General features: G+C 37.7%; 17 protein-coding genes and 2 other annotated features. Of the genes, 11 read left to right on the top strand and 6 right to left on the bottom strand.

What is annotated here, in order from left to right; genetic code table 11:
• Nucleotides 1–181: 181 nt before the first annotated feature.
• Entirely contained in the window at nucleotides 182–715 is a 534-nt protein-coding gene (locus MKY80_RS21565; RefSeq protein ID WP_342531153.1) for a YfiT family bacillithiol transferase, read from the top strand.
• A gap of 122 nt (nucleotides 716–837) precedes the next feature.
• Here the strand turns inward: MKY80_RS21565 and MKY80_RS21560 are convergent, their stop codons facing one another.
• Nucleotides 838–1,452: an exosporium glycoprotein BclB-related protein gene (locus tag MKY80_RS21560; RefSeq protein ID WP_089985825.1), complete on the bottom strand. Its 615-nt coding sequence runs from the start codon at nucleotides 1,450–1,452 to the stop codon at nucleotides 838–840.
• Nucleotides 1,453–1,622: 170 nt separating this feature from the next.
• The gene (locus MKY80_RS21555; RefSeq protein ID WP_089985824.1) at nucleotides 1,623–2,807 is read right to left on the bottom strand and encodes a hypothetical protein; all 1,185 of its coding nucleotides are present in this window, start codon (nucleotides 2,805–2,807) and stop codon (nucleotides 1,623–1,625) included.
• A 232-nt stretch (nucleotides 2,808–3,039) separates the two neighbouring features.
• Between MKY80_RS21555 and MKY80_RS21550 the strand changes: the two genes are divergently transcribed.
• The 4 genes from MKY80_RS21550 to MKY80_RS21535 all read left to right on the top strand — a co-directional run bounded on the left by MKY80_RS21550 (nucleotide 3,040) and on the right by MKY80_RS21535 (nucleotide 5,345).
• The gene (locus tag MKY80_RS21550) at nucleotides 3,040–3,678 is read left to right on the top strand and encodes a hypothetical protein (RefSeq protein ID WP_089985823.1); all 639 of its coding nucleotides are present in this window, start codon (nucleotides 3,040–3,042) and stop codon (nucleotides 3,676–3,678) included.
• Between the two features lie 86 nt (nucleotides 3,679–3,764).
• Nucleotides 3,765–4,343, top strand: coding sequence for a hypothetical protein (locus MKY80_RS21545; protein ID WP_089985822.1), 579 nt, complete (start codon nucleotides 3,765–3,767; stop codon nucleotides 4,341–4,343).
• The gene (locus MKY80_RS21540) at nucleotides 4,330–4,614 is read left to right on the top strand and encodes a hypothetical protein (RefSeq protein WP_089985821.1); all 285 of its coding nucleotides are present in this window, start codon (nucleotides 4,330–4,332) and stop codon (nucleotides 4,612–4,614) included. The genes MKY80_RS21545 and MKY80_RS21540 overlap by 14 nt, the downstream gene beginning before the upstream one ends.
• A gap of 11 nt (nucleotides 4,615–4,625) precedes the next feature.
• Nucleotides 4,626–5,345 (top strand): hypothetical protein, encoded by a 720-nt coding sequence (locus MKY80_RS21535; RefSeq protein WP_089985820.1) that lies wholly within the window; start codon nucleotides 4,626–4,628, stop codon nucleotides 5,343–5,345.
• Between the two features lie 116 nt (nucleotides 5,346–5,461).
• On the opposite strand, the gene rpmG is transcribed toward MKY80_RS21535, so the two are convergent.
• Nucleotides 5,462–5,611: a 50S ribosomal protein L33 gene (gene rpmG / locus MKY80_RS21530; RefSeq protein ID WP_008175287.1), complete on the bottom strand. Its 150-nt coding sequence runs from the start codon at nucleotides 5,609–5,611 to the stop codon at nucleotides 5,462–5,464.
• A gap of 172 nt (nucleotides 5,612–5,783) precedes the next feature.
• On the opposite strand from rpmG, the gene MKY80_RS21525 reads away from it, so the two are divergent.
• Complete coding sequence (locus MKY80_RS21525) at nucleotides 5,784–6,977, top strand: GTP-binding protein (RefSeq protein WP_342533088.1); 1,194 nt, start codon at nucleotides 5,784–5,786, stop codon at nucleotides 6,975–6,977.
• 18 nt (nucleotides 6,978–6,995) lie between these two features.
• On the opposite strand, the gene MKY80_RS21520 is transcribed toward MKY80_RS21525, so the two are convergent.
• Both MKY80_RS21520 and MKY80_RS21515 read right to left on the bottom strand, forming a co-directional pair.
• Nucleotides 6,996–7,538, bottom strand: coding sequence for an isoprenylcysteine carboxyl methyltransferase family protein (locus MKY80_RS21520; RefSeq protein ID WP_089985818.1), 543 nt, complete (start codon nucleotides 7,536–7,538; stop codon nucleotides 6,996–6,998).
• 1 nt (nucleotide 7,539) lies between these two features.
• Nucleotides 7,540–8,622 carry a 3-oxoacyl-[acyl-carrier-protein] synthase III C-terminal domain-containing protein gene (locus tag MKY80_RS21515; protein ID WP_090002067.1) on the bottom strand — a complete coding sequence of 361 codons (1,083 nt, stop codon included), beginning with the start codon at nucleotides 8,620–8,622 and terminating at the stop codon, nucleotides 7,540–7,542.
• Between the two features lie 397 nt (nucleotides 8,623–9,019).
• On the opposite strand from MKY80_RS21515, the gene rsgA reads away from it, so the two are divergent.
• The 4 genes from rsgA to metG all read left to right on the top strand — a co-directional run bounded on the left by rsgA (nucleotide 9,020) and on the right by metG (nucleotide 13,263).
• Nucleotides 9,020–10,090, top strand: coding sequence for a ribosome small subunit-dependent GTPase A (gene rsgA, locus MKY80_RS21510; protein ID WP_008175282.1), 1,071 nt, complete (start codon nucleotides 9,020–9,022; stop codon nucleotides 10,088–10,090).
• 20 nt (nucleotides 10,091–10,110) lie between these two features.
• Complete coding sequence (gene fosM, locus MKY80_RS21505) at nucleotides 10,111–10,536, top strand: FosM family fosfomycin resistance protein (protein ID WP_089985816.1); 426 nt, start codon at nucleotides 10,111–10,113, stop codon at nucleotides 10,534–10,536.
• A gap of 15 nt (nucleotides 10,537–10,551) precedes the next feature.
• Nucleotides 10,552–11,199 carry an HAD hydrolase-like protein gene (locus tag MKY80_RS21500; protein WP_090002065.1) on the top strand — a complete coding sequence of 216 codons (648 nt, stop codon included), beginning with the start codon at nucleotides 10,552–10,554 and terminating at the stop codon, nucleotides 11,197–11,199.
• A 111-nt stretch (nucleotides 11,200–11,310) separates the two neighbouring features.
• Nucleotides 11,311–11,571 (top strand) — a binding site (T-box leader).
• A 57-nt stretch (nucleotides 11,572–11,628) separates the two neighbouring features.
• Complete coding sequence (gene metG, locus MKY80_RS21495) at nucleotides 11,629–13,263, top strand: methionine--tRNA ligase (protein ID WP_342531143.1); 1,635 nt, start codon at nucleotides 11,629–11,631, stop codon at nucleotides 13,261–13,263.
• 46 nt (nucleotides 13,264–13,309) lie between these two features.
• Here metG and MKY80_RS21490 read toward each other — a convergent pair whose 3' ends face one another.
• Nucleotides 13,310–14,881: a 2-isopropylmalate synthase gene (locus tag MKY80_RS21490; RefSeq protein WP_089985813.1), complete on the bottom strand. Its 1,572-nt coding sequence runs from the start codon at nucleotides 14,879–14,881 to the stop codon at nucleotides 13,310–13,312.
• Between the two features lie 92 nt (nucleotides 14,882–14,973).
• Nucleotides 14,974–15,212 (bottom strand) — a binding site (T-box leader).
• A 197-nt stretch (nucleotides 15,213–15,409) separates the two neighbouring features.
• Here MKY80_RS21490 and MKY80_RS21485 point away from each other — a divergent pair.
• Nucleotides 15,410–16,159: an HAD-IIB family hydrolase gene (locus MKY80_RS21485; RefSeq protein WP_164908746.1), complete on the top strand. Its 750-nt coding sequence runs from the start codon at nucleotides 15,410–15,412 to the stop codon at nucleotides 16,157–16,159.
• Nucleotides 16,160–16,174: the final 15 nt, after the last annotated feature.

Raw genomic sequence — 16,174 nt, 5'->3', positions numbered from 1 at the left:
ATAGGCCTTGGCGGGCCCGCAAATGGAGAGATGCTCATAGACCTTCAAGCGTAAAAATTCCTAGTCCTGGAGAATGGGCAATTTTACTGTATACAAATGGTAAATACTTTGATACGTTGATTTATGATATTCAGGAATAATAGTGACCTAAAACACTTTGGAAAAGTAAAAGGATATAGAAATGGAGGAGAGTAATTTGATCGATTTTGATTTACGATATCCAATTGGGGAGTTTCAATGTCCAACAGAAGTGACATCACAGCAAGTAAAAGAATGGTTGGAAGATATTCGTTTATTACCACAGCAGCTTGAAGAAGCATTAAGTGGAGCAAGTGAGCAGGAATTGGCAAAATCCTATCGTGAAAATGGCTGGACTGTAACACAGCTAGTCCATCATATTGCTGATAGTCATATGAACAGCTATATCCGCTTTAAGCTAGGTTTAACAGAGGACGAGCCAACTATTAAGCCATACAATGAAGCTGAGTGGGCACTGCTACCAGATTCAGAAATGCCAATAGCGACTTCTCTTAAACTAATCGAATGTTTACATGGACGTTGGGTTTACTTATTAACAAGCTTAACAGATGAACAATTACAACGAGCGTTTAATCATCCTGATTCAGGTCTGACAATATTGGAACAGGCAATTGGGTTATATGCATGGCATGGCAAACATCATTTGGCGCATATTCGGAATGCTTTGACGAAATAGTAAAAATGCGAAATAGGCGATTTCTTGAAAAAGAAATCGCCTATTATTTTTTAGTACAATGCTATCAATTTTTTCATACATGAAGGATATTTAAATTACTTTCTAGGTGATTGTATCGAGGCTTAAGCAATCGTAATACCTGCACTTGCAGTTCCTGTTAGAACTTGTGCAACAGCAACACCGGCAGTTGTAATAGAGTAAACCATTAATAAACGGTCTCCTGTTACGACTGGAACTGGTGCTACGTTCGCAGAAGCGAATGAAGTTTGGCCTAATGCTATGGCACCAGTAAATGCTGGAGCTAAGTTGACAGTTGCTGTTGTTGCAGTGAACACAGTGCTACCTGCAGGAGCGCGGTAAACTGTTGCAGTTACGGTTGTTGTTCCAATTAAAGCAATAGCTATTGTTGCAGAGAATGATGCAGAAATAGCCGTGATATTACCTGGACGAGGAACTGAGAATGCCTCTGTTACAACCCCAGATAAATCAATGGTATTTCCTAAAATTGTAACACCAGGTACTGCTGTACCAAATCCGATTAGACTCGGTGTTGCAATTAATCCAGTAACTAATGATGCTAAAACAACAGGTGTGACACCAGAAGAGAAAGGAATGATTGAGCCAGTTGCTTGAGGCGTAGTAATACATGCCGCATCAATCGCTACAAAAGGTCCTAATGCAGTACATTCACCATTGCCATTTTTTGAGCAACCACACATAGAATTATTTAAACACATTTTTACACCCCCTTTCTTCATTATTCTATTCATTTCAGATTAGGGGTTAAGGGCAAATATCTACTTCACCTATAAATTCAATGATTTCTTAAAGCCAGCTTTATTTGAAACATAAAGACATCCACTATGTATATTTACATACATAATGGATGTTTTATAAAATGATAAATTTAACTCCACCTTTTAAAAAAATCGAAAAATGAGTTTTTTCCCTTCTTATTTTCTTCAATTGGTGTGTTTACAGGATCAGGTTGCTTATTCTCTTTTTCAAGGGACGAATGAACCTCATAGACTTCTTCAGAATTATACACTTCAACATACTCTTCGGTTTCTAATGAAGGAGAATGATGTGTGTCAGCAGGTTCTGTTACTGATTCTGAAACAACTTGGTTTAGAGGCTCGTTAGCTATTGCCGAATTGTCTTGACTAACTGGCTCGCTAAGCATCCCCGAATGAACCTGTTCCAACGATTCTGTAGATACTTCAGAAATCTCATGATTGTTACGTTCATTTTTCGAATGCACAACCTCTATAGGATCATCTGTTTTTTCGGTTCCAGTACTCGATTCATGAACAATAGTTGATGGTAAATGATCTTTCTCGATGTCTTCTTCACTTAAAGTGAGCTGTACAGCAGATGGATCATAAACACTTACTGGAACTTCTTTTGCATCCGTGGCATTTTTAAAATGGAAGGTGGATTCAACTGTCGTGTTTCTGAATAAGCCATTGTATATATGGCTTGGATGCGTATTAATGGATTGAAAATACTGCTGATTAAAATGCCGCTCTTCAGGTTTAGTTGTCTGTCGATCATTATGAGGAGAGGAAGCGCCATTATTATTTACATTTTGTTGGTGGTTTGTGGCTTTTCCTGCCAAATTTTGTAATAATCTATAAGATGGCTGTGCTGATGTTATCGTAGTTTTATCTGCTGTCTGTATCATTCTAGGTTGTCTAGGTATGTGAGTAGCGGAAGTTTGAGAAGGCATTTTATTGGAGGGAGAAATGGTTGTAGTATCATTTCCTTCAACAGTTACTAATTTGTTTAAAACAGCTAAAATTTCTTGATTCATTTCTTCCATGGTTTGATTCAGAGACTCAATCTGAATGGACAGAAGCCTTATTTGATCATCATACCCTTTTATATATGAATTTTGTTTAGTATCCAATGTCTCTGTAATCCCCTCTAAATGTGCCATCTGCGTTTTTAGTCCATCAAACTCCTGCTTCATATAAAGAAAATCTTCAATTGACGATCCCATTTTTAATGAAGATAACGATTCTCTATAGGTTTCAATTTTTTGCCTTAAATTTTCAATTTCTTGAGTGGTATACAATTTTGACTCTTCCATTGTAGTTCACCCCTTTTCCATTATTAGTTTATTAAAAATATTGACTTTCTGTTACAAATATACCGGTTCATTCAACATTTTAGTTCTTATTATAAAGAAAGCACTGTAAGTAAAAATGTTTGCCGTTGATTTTTATAAATATCCAATGTAACTATTTATTAGCCCATGCACTTATAGCTGAAAAACATATGCTACAAACGAAAGATAAAAAACTTATGGAGGTGTCAAAAGGATGCAAGAACATATGCCATCCCAGGCGCAGGAACTGATTTGTATAAATGTTGATAAGGTATATGATTGGATTGTAAAGGAAATGTCATTTGATATTTCACCAACTGGAGCAATTACATTCCCAGGCGTAACACCAGCTACTGACTTAACTGGTGCTATTGTTACATGTCGTGTAATTCCAGCAGCTACAAATCCAATTGTGATCCTAAACCGTGAGAATCGCCAATTCTCTATCGATGGATCAACTGTTTGTCTTCAACATTTAAATATTCAAAAGAATTTCATTCTTACGATCATAGTTACATTACCAAATGGAACAATGTTCACAAGCGCTGAAATTCCTGTTTCACGCTGTGAGCAAGTGACATTATGTGCACCTAAGGGTACAGATGTAGAAATTCTATATACAGATTTAGATTGCTTCGTATGTACGACTGGTACACTAACGCCTGCAGCAGGTGCGATTACGTTTTCTGCGTTAACAATTACTGTTGCTGTTTGCCAAAGCATTCAATCAACATTCCCAGTTACTGTGGAATTCTTAGCAACTTTCTGCGAACCAAGAGCAGATTTACCATTCACATGTCCAACTGCGGTTCGTCCACAACAATGCCCAGTTATTTTCCCAACTGTTGGTTAATAGTGCTAACAAATAGAGGAAAGTCATATCATGAAGAGAGGGTTATCCTCTCTTTTTTTTTATGAACCATAGTAAGGGGGCATTAAGTGATAACACGGATAGAAGACAAGATACAAGCGGTGAAAGAACAGACAAACACATATGTACAGGAAATTAAAAAGCTGGTAGAAGAGCTAGCAGTGCCAAATAAGGTTAATCTTATTAGTTATTTTACATCCTCGTTCAATATATCCTATGATTCTGAGCAAGAAAGTCTATGTTTAGGATCCTATCATATTCGTAATATTGGGCATACACCCGTCACCAATCCATATTTATGCATTAAATTACCGAAAGATTCTCCGTTTTATTTCTCAGGAAGGTATGTCCACGAAAATTTTACACCTACTTTAAAGACGCAGGGGCAAAGTAATTGGGAGCGTTTTAATGACAAATCGAGCAAAGAGGAATACTGGCTGAGACCAATAGGGAAGTCCACCATCGAACCAAATGAAACGATTTCATTTACCAATTTTCAAATTAAATGGTCCCATAATTTATCTTATTCTGGCACTATTATGGGTTTTACATATTGTGATCAGCTAACTGATGGTGTGCTTGTGTTAAACCCAATTAATCTCAATGGCATTAGTCCAACACAGGAGGAAAACAATGGGGGATCATGAAAAACAAGAACTTAATAGCGTAATCCAACAATTGCTGAAGGACCAGCTTAACCGCCGTAATGTACAAGATAATAGTTTTGCCTTTCTTGAAAAAAATACATTACAACAATTAATTGCTTATCTTGTCTCTGGGGAAAAAAGTGAAAAATTTGAACAACATGATCATCCAGAACTACAAAAAAAGTGGTTAAAACAACTAGATGAAATGTTAGAAGACAGTAAAGCACAGTTTGAAGAAGTCATTGAAATTCTAAAAAGTTTTTCAGGCTAGGAGGTGCAAGGATGGACAACGATATTGTCAAAAACAATGATCCTCTACAGCTCCAACAAATGATTATTTTTTTAAGGGCCGAATTAGCCAAATATAAAAATGAAGTGAAAAGGCTTAGGGATAGTGATTATTATGCATTAGTGCTACGTCTTGAACGGGAGAATATACAATTAACAAGGCTCAGAAAAGATCTTTCGATGGAACTATTAAAGTTGAAGAGAGATTTTGATAAGGAATTGGAAGCATATGATGAAGAGTTACAAAAGCGAGAGCTCCAAAGAAAAAAACAAATTGCTTCGATAGAGTCTTTATTAAAGGAACTAAGCGAGCTGCGAGCAGAAAATAAGTTATTAAAGGAAAACATTGATGTATCTATCGAAGAAACAAACTATAAGTCAATGATGGAGGCGTTAGATAAAAGATTAAATGACTTTACTATCGTTACAGGTGGACAAATGGAACGTATTTTAGAGACGATAGAACAATCATATAGAAACAAAGTAGAGACGGATAGCCTTTATGAACAATTAGTAAAAGAATTAGAAACGAAAAATCTAGAAATAGAAAAACTTACTAATGAGATAAAGGGCTATAAAAATCAATCTGATGATAGTAGAGTAAAAATGAATGAGTCTATAAATATAGACGAGCAGATTGATTTTCGATTACGAATGCTTGATGAACTCGATCAAAAATTGAACGAGCTCGCATTCGAAATAAATAGAGAATAGATGGTATACAAATACTGTTTCAAAAGAGAGTAAGCCTTCCTCTTTTGAAACAGTTATTTTTTAGGGCAAGGTTGCTTGGTCCAAAAAACATTCAAATTAATTAACTACTGCCTAAGTTACTTTGTTTCACGATGTAAAGTAACTCGTTTTAAGCGAGGGGAATACTTTTTAAGCTCCAATCTCTCTGGATTAGTACGTTTATTTTTCGTCGTGATATAGTTTTTATCACCAGTTTCCGTGCAGGCTAGTGTTATTTGTACGCGCATAAATATGCCTCCTTGTAAATAGTAATTATTACGATTTAAACAATATATTTTAGGGTGTAAATTGTCAAGTTTATTTTTTCATGTGATTAAAAGCTTTGCATTTTGAAAATATATATGTTTTAATTACAAATTGTAAATAGTAATGATTACGATTTAAGGAGTTGGAGAGAGAATAATGAAAATACCTGTAACTGTATTAAGTGGATATTTAGGTTCTGGTAAGACCACGATGATGAATCATGTATTGCAAAACGAAAAGGATTTACGTGTTGCTGTTATTGTGAATGATATGAGTGAAATTAATATTGATGCTGAGCTTATTGCAAATGGCAGCGGGATCTCACGAACAGAAGAGAAATTTGTGGAGTTATCCAATGGCTGTATTTGTTGTACATTGCGAGAAGATTTATTACAGGAGGTGGAACGTCTTGCGAAGCTTGGCAATATTGATTATATATTGATTGAATCGACAGGTATTAGTGAGCCGATTCCAGTTGCACAAACATTTAGCTATTTAGATGAAGAGCTGGGCATAGATTTAACGAGATTTTGTCAATTGGATACGATGGTAACAGTTGTAGATGCGCATCGCTTTTGGCATGATTTTCAATCGGGAGAGAGTTTATTAGAGCGTAAGGAAGCAATTGGTGAGTTAGATGGAAGGGATGTTGCAGACCTTCTTATTGATCAAATAGAATTTTGTGATGTCCTTGTATTAAATAAGTGTGACTTAGTTTCAATAGAAGAAGTAGAACGGTTAGAGCGTATACTACGCGCATTACAGCCCGAGGCAAAAATAATCCGAACGGTTAGTGGTGAAATTGATCCTGCTGAAATTTTAAATACAGGTCGTTTTGACTTCGAACGTGTCTCAGAATCAGCTGGCTGGTTAAAAGAATTAGAGCTTGGTCATGAAAACCATATGCCGGAGACGGAGGAGTTCGGCATATCTTCATTTACCTATACAAGTAGAAAACCATTCCATCCAATGCGCTTTGTCGAGTGGTGTGACCAAATGCCACCATCAATTGTGCGAGCAAAGGGAATTGTTTGGAGTGCAAAGCATCAAGACGTAGCATTATTGCTATCACAGGCTGGTTCATCTGCAAAAATTGAACCTGTTTCTTATTGGGTAGCGGCACTACCAAAAGCTCAGCAGGAAGATGTCTTCCTACAAAGTCCGGAGGTGTTGGAAGATTGGGATAGCGAGTTTGGAGATCGCATGACCCAACTTGTTCTTATCGGTATAGACTTAGATAGAGAGCGTATTATCAAACAGTTGGACAGCTGTTTATTAACAGATGAAGAGTTTCGTAATCCTTGGGAACGACTACAAGATCCGTTTAACTGGGAATGGCATTCATAAAAAGAAAGAAGATTTCGGCTACGATTCCGAAATCTTCTTTTCAAACACACGATTATAATTAGTAGCATCTCGTAATGCCTTTTCTTCTATCGGAATTCGTACAGAAAGCATTGTAATATTTAATAGTGTAAAACAAAACGCCGTGAAATATGCCTGAAACATAAGAGGTAGAAGGAGAATTTCCAAACAAACGACAGCATAGTTAGGATGGCGCATAATTTCATAGGGACCTTTACGCACGACTTGTGCATGAGGTAGAATGAGAATTTTTGTATTCCAAAACGTTCCTAAAGAACGGATACACCATATACGCAATGCCTGAACGGCTACAAATAAAATAAAAAATAATGGGAATAAGGGCGATATACCATTGTGATTGGTTACTACTTCAACAATTAGAAACAAGAAGAAACTAATATGCATAGTGACCATATAAGGGTAGTGGGAGTTACCAACCTCATAGGCTCCCTGAGCAATCATCCATTTCTCATTTCGTTTAGCAATAACAACCTCTGTCAATCTTTGTAGAATGACAAGCGTTACAATTAGATAGAAGATCATGCTACTCCCTCCAGTTTAGTAATACAGCTTCTGCACAAAAACCAGGGCCAAGAGCGACGAGTAAACCTGTATCCTCCACTTGTCCTTCATGTAACATAAATTGTTCTAACACATATAACACGGTTGGCGATGACATATTACCATGCTGACGTAATATTTCCCGAGAAATGTCGGTTTTTTGAGAAGAAAGATAAAGCGTGTCCTCATAGGCTTTTAATACTTTTTTTCCTCCAGGATGTGCAATAAAATGAGTAAGCTGTTCACTGTAAATTCCCTGTTCCAGTAAAAATTGTTCAATATATGGTCCAAGCCAACTAGTAATAATAGCCGGAATGCTTTTTTGGAAAATGACATGAAGCCCATTATTTTTAACGTCCCATCCCATTACATTTTCTGAATCAGGCATCCATTTAGAGCCTGCCGCCAAAATAGATGGTGATGGTTTTTTTGTATCAATCATGATTTCATCGCCACATACGAGAATACAGGCGGCACCGTCAGCAAAAAGTGAAGCACCGATTAAATTACTTTTAGAAAAATCATTTGGCTGAAAAGTGAGGCTACATAGTTCAACACAAACAACAAGCACTTTTGCATTAGGGTGTGCTTTACAAAAATCATAGGCTCTGCTAACACCTGCTGCTCCTCCTGCACAGCCTAATCCCCATAGCGGAATACGTTTCAATTGATCGGAAAAAGGAAGCTTGTTCATCACACGAGCGTCAATGCTAGGTGTTGAGATCCCCGTACTGCTTACAAATATGATGGCATCGATTTCTTTAGGAGAAATGGGTGAATGTAAGAAGGCTTCATTTTGTAAGCATGCCTGAATGACGCTTACACTGTATTGTGTGGCTAGTTCAATATATAAACCATTACGCTCCTCAAAGGAGTGATTTGTACGATGCCACTCAGGTGGTACACAAAAATGACGTGTTTCAATTCCGCCATTATCGAAAACCTTTAAATAGCGCTCTAGTTTTGGGATTTTTTCATAGAAAAGCTCCTTTGTAAGCTCCTCTGCATTTGATTGCTGTAATGTGTAAGGTGGTTGATGTGTGCTAATAGAAATGATTTTAGGCAATTCAACATCTCCTCGCATTTATTGGTCTTGTACATTCTATGCGTGAAGGAAGGAGATACATGCTAATAATATTTTATTTGACAATTCCCTAAATTTTATATATATTGGAAACAACTAAATGGAAAGTAGGTGATGTGACATGATGAATAAATCTATTTTTAGCGAACTGCAATTCGGTTTGTTTCATTTCACACGCCTAAAATATACAAAGCGACGTCGTGCATAGCTCGAGGTATTTGTATATCCTTTAAACGTGCGTGTGAAACCTTGTAACTGCCGAATTGCGCAGATACAAGGTTTTTTTATCGTGGTTCAAATTTTCTGAATCAAGATAATTGCTTCTGGCGGAAGTCTGCACAGAAGCGTCATGGAAACGTACCTTTAGGAGGAAATTAATTTGAATTTAACAACATTAGGTTTTACAAAATATTTTGAAGAGCAAATGTTAGAAATGAAGAAACAGTCTAAGTTTAAAAATTGTGTGCCTGCGAGGGTTACTTTAGAGCATAAGCATTCCTATCGAGTGTTAGCTCAGGAAGGGGAATGGCTTGCGACCATCGCTGGCCATTATGCCTATACATCTTTAGCTCGTGAAGACTATCCCGCAGTGGGCGATTGGGTGCTAGTAGAGAAAATGCCTGGTGAGGAACGAGCAATTATTCATCAATTATTCCAACGAAAATCAGTCTTTTCTCGAAAAGTTGCTGGTCTGGAAATCCAGGAACAGATTGTTGCATCGAATGTGGATATTGTGTTACTTGTCATGAGCTTGAATGCTGATTTTAATATTCGCCGTTTGGAACGATATTTAGTAGCTGCCTGGGATTCAGGTGCAAAGCCCATTATTGTTCTAACAAAGGCGGATTTATGCGACGATGCATCAAGCTTAGTGAAGGAAGTTGATTCAGTAGCATTTGGAGTAGATGTTTTCGTAACGAGTGCCATTTCTGGAGAAGGCTTAACGGAAATTCAGGCCTTATTTACAGAAGGAGTTACTGGGGCATTACTGGGCTCCTCTGGTGCAGGGAAATCTACATTAACGAATGCTCTGTGTGGCGAAATGCTGATGAAGGTATCAGACATACGTGAAGACGATGCTAAAGGACGTCATACAACGACTCACAGAGAGTTAGTGATGTTACCTTCTGGCGGCTGTTTAATTGATACGCCGGGAATGCGTGAGCTACAATTATGGAATCAAGGTGATAGTTTATCATCTAGCTTTCAAGATGTTGAGGAATTAGCAAAAGCTTGCCGTTATCGTGATTGTACCCATCAAAAAGAGCCGTATTGTGCAGTACAGCAAGCTATTGCAGATGGTGAACTTGATCAAAATCGTTTACAAAGCTATTTTAAGCTACAAAGAGAATTGGCTTATATGGAACGCAAAACAAATGTGCAGGCAAAGCTCGAGGAGCAACGTAAATGGAAGCAAATTTCTAAAGGCGTTAAAAAGGGAAAAAAATAAAGAGGAGCACACAAACACATATGACCATACAAAGCATAAATCATCTACTATTTTCAGTGTCTGATCTAGAGCAATCTATTGCATTTTATGAAAATGTTTTCGATGCCAAGTTACTTGTAAAGGGAAACAGCACAGCCTATTTTGATGTAAATGGGCTGTGGCTTGCCCTCAATGTTGAAAAAGATATACCGCGCAATGACATTCAATATTCCTATACACATATCGCTTTCACGATCTCTGAGGATGAGTTCGATAAAATGTATGATAAATTGGTACAATTGAAGGTTCATATTTTAGATGGCCGACAAAGAGATGAAAGAGATAAAAAATCAATTTATTTTACCGATCCTGATGGACATAAGTTTGAATTCCATACGGGGACTTTACAAGATCGTTTGGATTATTATAAGAAGGAAAAGTTACATATGGAGTTTTTTAATCATTAATCAAGGAGTGATTTTGTGACGAAAGCTTTTATTTTTGATATGGATGGCACTTTATTTCAAACAAATCTTATTTTAGAACCTGCGCTGGATGCCACATTTGATGTGTTGCGTACAAAGGGCTTATGGCAGGGAGAAACACCTATTGAAAAATACCGTGAAATTATGGGCGTTCCTTTACCGGTTGTATGGGAGACTTTATGTCCAATGCATTCAGTAGACATACGTGAGGAGAGCAATGTGCTATTTCATGTAGAGTTGACCGACCAAATCCGTAGTCGTAAAGGTGCGCTTTATCCACATGCTGAGCAAACCCTTGCTACATTGTCGAAAAGCTATCCGTTATACATAGCGAGTAATGGACAGGTTGACTATTTACAGGCAATTGTTGAAACCTATCAATTAGAGCAATTTATAAAGGGGACTTACAGCATTCAATCCATTGCAAGCGGACATAAATCAGATTTAGTTAAAAAAGTAATGCAAGACAATGGGATTCAGGACGGGGCGGTAGTTGGAGATCGTTCATCCGATATTCAAGCTGCCCACGATAATGAGCTACTCTCAATAGGTGTTCGTTTTGACTTTGCTCAGGATCATGAATTGCAACAGGCACATATTGTAATAGATGATTTAACGGAGTTATTAAACATAGAAATAGGCTAATCATGATAAACACATTAACATATGAGTGAGCGTTTTGAAAAAATGGAAGCGACCTTAACGACAATTATTGCATTTCATCGCAATAAAGCGTAGAATAGTGCCAATCCTATAGATAATGCATTGAAAAGGAAAAGTAAATAGGAACAGCATTTTGTAGAGAGCCTCTGTTGGTGGAAATGAGGTAAATGAATCCTTTTGAAAATGACCTTTGAGCTTCGTACCGAAAGCTTTTTAGCAAGTAGATTACGACGAGATGGGCACTCGTTACAACGGCGGCAGTATCTCATATTTAAAAAAAGACGTACTGAATGAGGCAAATAGTGTGAGCTATTTGTAAATATAGGTGGTAACACGGGTAGACTCGTCCTAATCAGATTTGATTAGGGCGATTTTTTTTACCATTTTTTTATGTGAGGGGAGCAATTTAGAATGAGTATTGTTATTGGAGGCGCTTGGCCGTATGCAAATGGCTCTTTGCATTTAGGACATGTAGCCGCACTATTACCAGGTGATATTTTGGCTAGATATTACCGTCAAAAAGGTGAGCAAGTATTATACGTATCGGGTAGTGACTGTAATGGTACACCAATTTCTATACGTGCAGCACAGGAAAACACAACAACCGAGGCGATTGCTAATCATTATCATGAAGAATTTACAAAATGTTTTAATGAGCTAGGATTTACTTATGATTTATACACAAGAACAGACGCAGAGCACCATCATGAATCCGTTAAAGGCTTATTTTTACAGCTACTTGCCAACAATTTTTTATATAAAAAGAAAATTGAACAGGCTTACTGTGAGGCAGATCAGCAATTTTTGCCGGATCGATTTGTAGAGGGCATATGCCCAAATTGTGGTGCAAAGGCGAGAGGAGACCAATGTGATAACTGCTCGGAAATTTTAGACCCATTGGATTTAATCGATAAGAGCTGTAAAATATGTGGGAATGAGCCAGTCATTCGAGAGACAGAACATTTTTATTTTACCTTTAGTCAATTTCAAGGGAGATTAGAGACCTTTTTATCCGAGGCAAAGGCAGAGAAACGTTGGAGGGACAATGCATTGGGATTGACAGAGCGCTACTTAGCAGAGGGCGTTCCTGACCGAGCAGTAACGAGAGATTTGCCAAATGGAATAGATGTTCCAGTTCCTGGCTTTGAGGGTAAGAAAATATATGTGTGGATTGAAGCAGTTGCAGGTTATTTAACGGCTAGCCTAGAATGGGCGAAGCAACATCATATAGCGATTGAAGATTTATGGAATGAAGAAACCATTTCATACTATGTCCATGGAAAGGATAATATCCCATTCCACACAGTTATTTGGCCAGCTATTTTAATGGGACTAGGTGCGAAAGCTTTGCCGACACATATCGTATCTAATGAATATTTAACTTTAGAAAAACGCAAATTATCGACGAGTCAAAACTGGGCTGTATGGGTTCCGTATATTTTAAGTCGTTATGATGCTGACTCTATTCGCTATTTTTTAACGACTAATGCACCAGAAAATCGAGATACTGATTTTTCATGGCGAGAATTTATTTACAGCCATAATGGTGAATTACTTGGTGCATATGGTAATTTTGTGAACCGAACATTGAAATTTATAGAGAAATCCTTTGCTAATCAAGTACCTCAGGCTGAAGTGGATTGTACTATTCGCAAACAAACTATTCAGCTATTTAATGAAGTGGGTATTCTTATTGAGGGTGGCCATTTCAAGCAAGCATTAGAGTCCATTTTTGAGTATATTCGTGGCGCTAATCGTTACTTCGATGAACAGCAGCCATGGTTACAAGTAAAAGAACATGTGGAGGCGGGCAATTGCACACTTGCAACCTGCGTCTATATCATTGCCAATCTCGGACAATTACTACATCCATTCCTACCGTTTTCAGCAGAGAAAGTAAGAAATATGCTAGGTATAGATGAAATGATGTGGCATGAACAAGTAGAGTTACCTAAAACCATTCAAGGCGTAACACCTTTGTTTGAACGACTGGATATCGAACTAATAGAAGAAGAATATCAAAAGTTAGTAAGAGATAGTCGCTAGCATTGAAAAAGCAGTATGGCTAATGGACCATACTGCTTCTTTTGTTTTAATTCATGACAGGTGTCAATTTGGCAACCACAATGCTATTGATGGCATTAATATAGGCTAGAGCACTTGCTTTTAGTATGTCAGTATCTGCAGCTTTAGCCATATACTTTTCACCTTCATGCTCAATCGTGATTTTTACTTTTCCTAGCGCCTCTTTGCCACGCGAAACACTATTGATATTATATTCCACTAGTTTTACATCCATGCTTGTAATTTCGGCAATGGCAGAATAGAGAGCATCAATTGGGCCTGAGCCAACTGCGCTAGCCTTCAATACTTCATTACCTTTCCGCACTTTAACGCTCGCAGAAGGGAAGCTTGTATTGCTGACGACTTGTAGATCTTCGATATCAAAGAATTGATCACTATAATGTGTGGCATTCTTGTGAGAAGCATCATGTTTCTCATAATAGCTTTCAACGATCACGTATAAATCATGATCGTATACTTCTTTTTTGGCATCCGCTAGCTTTAAGAAGCCTTCGAAGATTCCCTCGAATTCATCTGTAGAAAGATTCGAAAACCCTAATTTTTCAAGAGCATTTTTCACGGCATGTCGGCCAGAACGTGCTGTCAGTACTAGCTCCATATCATCAAGACCTACGTCTTCTGGATGCACAATTTCATAGGCATCACGGGATTTTAGTAATCCGTCCTGATGGATACCCGATGAATGGGCAAAAGCATTATCTCCAGTAATAGCCTTATTAACTTGAACATCTAAGCCCATAAAACTAGATACAAGTCGTGATGTATTCATAATTTCTTTTGTGTTAATACGTGTATCAGCATTGTAGATAGTGCTACGCGTTTTTAGCGCCATAACGACTTCTTCTAATGCCGCATTTCCTGCGCGTTCACCGATACCATTAATTGTACATTCTACTTTATCGGCACCATTTTTTATCGCGGCAAGCGTATTAGCTGTTGCCATTCCAAGGTCATTGTGGCAATGAACACTAAGAAGAACGCTATCATCTAAGTTTTTCATACGGTTGTTTAATTTAAAGATCATCTCACCGAACTCTTCTGGTTCTGCAAAACCGACTGTATCAGGAACGTTAATCATAGTTGCACCAGCTCGCATAACAGCTTCAATCGTTTTCCAAAGATACTCAAAGTCTGAACGAGACGCATCCTCAGTAGAATATTGAACCTGTGGCAATAGAGTTTTCGCATACTTTACAGCATCTACACCAATTTGCAGAATTTGATCTTTGGATTTACTGAATTTTTTCTCCACATGTATATCGGATGTCCCAAGAACCATGTGAATCATTGGATTTTCAGCGTATTTCACAGCATTATAGACGGCATCAATATCTGCCTTTACTGCACGTGCTAATGCTGTAATCATAATATCGCTAGTGGTACCGACCTTCTCAGCTACAGCTTTGACAGCATCAAAATCCCCCTGTGATGAAGCGGGGAATCCGGCTTCGATAATATCCACACCTAATTTTTTCAGTTGCTGTGCTATTTCTACTTTTTCATATAAATTTAGCTTGGCTCCTGGCACCTGTTCACCATCACGTAATGTTGTATCAAATACCCAAATTTTTCTTCCCATTTTTTAACACTCCTCTTGTAGTTATCTGTATTTAAAATCTACACGTAGGCCAATGATTCATTAAAAAATAAAAAAACCCATCTCTATTTAAAAATAGAGACGAGTTTATGCTCGCGGTACCACTCTAATTGACCTTCTCTGTACAGAAAAAGTCCCCTTATCGACAGCTATCACTGTCTATCCTGTTAACGGAGGAAACCGACATCCCTTACTAGACTATTCAGGGAGTAGCTCATGGACGAGTTCAAAATGTGTGTCTACCGATTTTCACCAACCATCGGCTCTCTACAAGTACATCACCATTTTTACTATTTCCAATCTTGGCCTGCAATGTGTTGTTGAAAGCAATATTACGTGGATATTAATAGCCTGTCAATAATTTTCTAAATTTTTTTTTAATTCTGTCTAAAGTATTGTTTGTTCTGTTAAATATTTGATAGTTGTGAAATAAATAAACGTCCACTAAAAATAGTCATTTCTGTGAGATAATAAAAATTGTGAATGAACGTAGGAGAGGTAGGAAGAACTATGAAATTTGTCTTTGATTTAGACGGTACAATTTGCTTTAAAGGGAAGCCTTTGAGTGGGGGTATTATCAATGCGTTAGAGGCATGTAGACAAAGTGGGCATGAAGTTATTTTTGCTTCTGCTAGACCAATACGTGATCTATTACCTGTATTGCCTGAGAAGATGCGAGAATTTCCGATGGTAGGTGGAAATGGAGCATTCGTCGCCTGTAATGGAGTAACGAAGGAGGTTGCAGCATTTGAGACGGAGATAGTAGGGGCGCTTCGACAGATCATTACAGCATTTCAATTACCCTACCTAGTAGATAGTCAGTGGGATTATGCGTATACAGGCAGTGAAGCGCATCCCATTTATCAAAATCTAGATCCTCTAAAAATAGCTAAAAAAGTAGCGTTGCAAGATCTTCATGATATTGTAAAAGTTGTTTTATTTCCGGGGGAGAATAGAGATGCAGTGTTATTTGAGCTACAACAGCTTGCTGTTACTCTTTATGAACATGCATCAGAAAATATTATAGATATAAGCCCTAATGGTATTGATAAGTGGAATGGCCTAACTAAATTAGGTGTCATCGAGGGGGAGTATATTGCTTTTGGAAATGATGCAAACGATGTCTCGATGTTCTTGAAGGCAAAGGAAAGTGTTTGTGTAGGGAATCATCAGGTTGGTGATTGGGCTACGTTGCAAGTACCTAGTGAGGAAGCAGCCATTATAGAAATGCTCAGTCATTTAAGCGATAAATATAAGTGAGTAAAGGCCTATACA

Source organism: Lysinibacillus sp. FSL R5-0849 (assembly GCF_038595075.1).
GTDB lineage: Bacteria > Bacillota > Bacilli > Bacillales_A > Planococcaceae > Lysinibacillus > Lysinibacillus fusiformis.
Note: the sequence above shows the minus strand (reverse complement) of the source record. Positions and strands in the feature narration are given on the sequence as shown.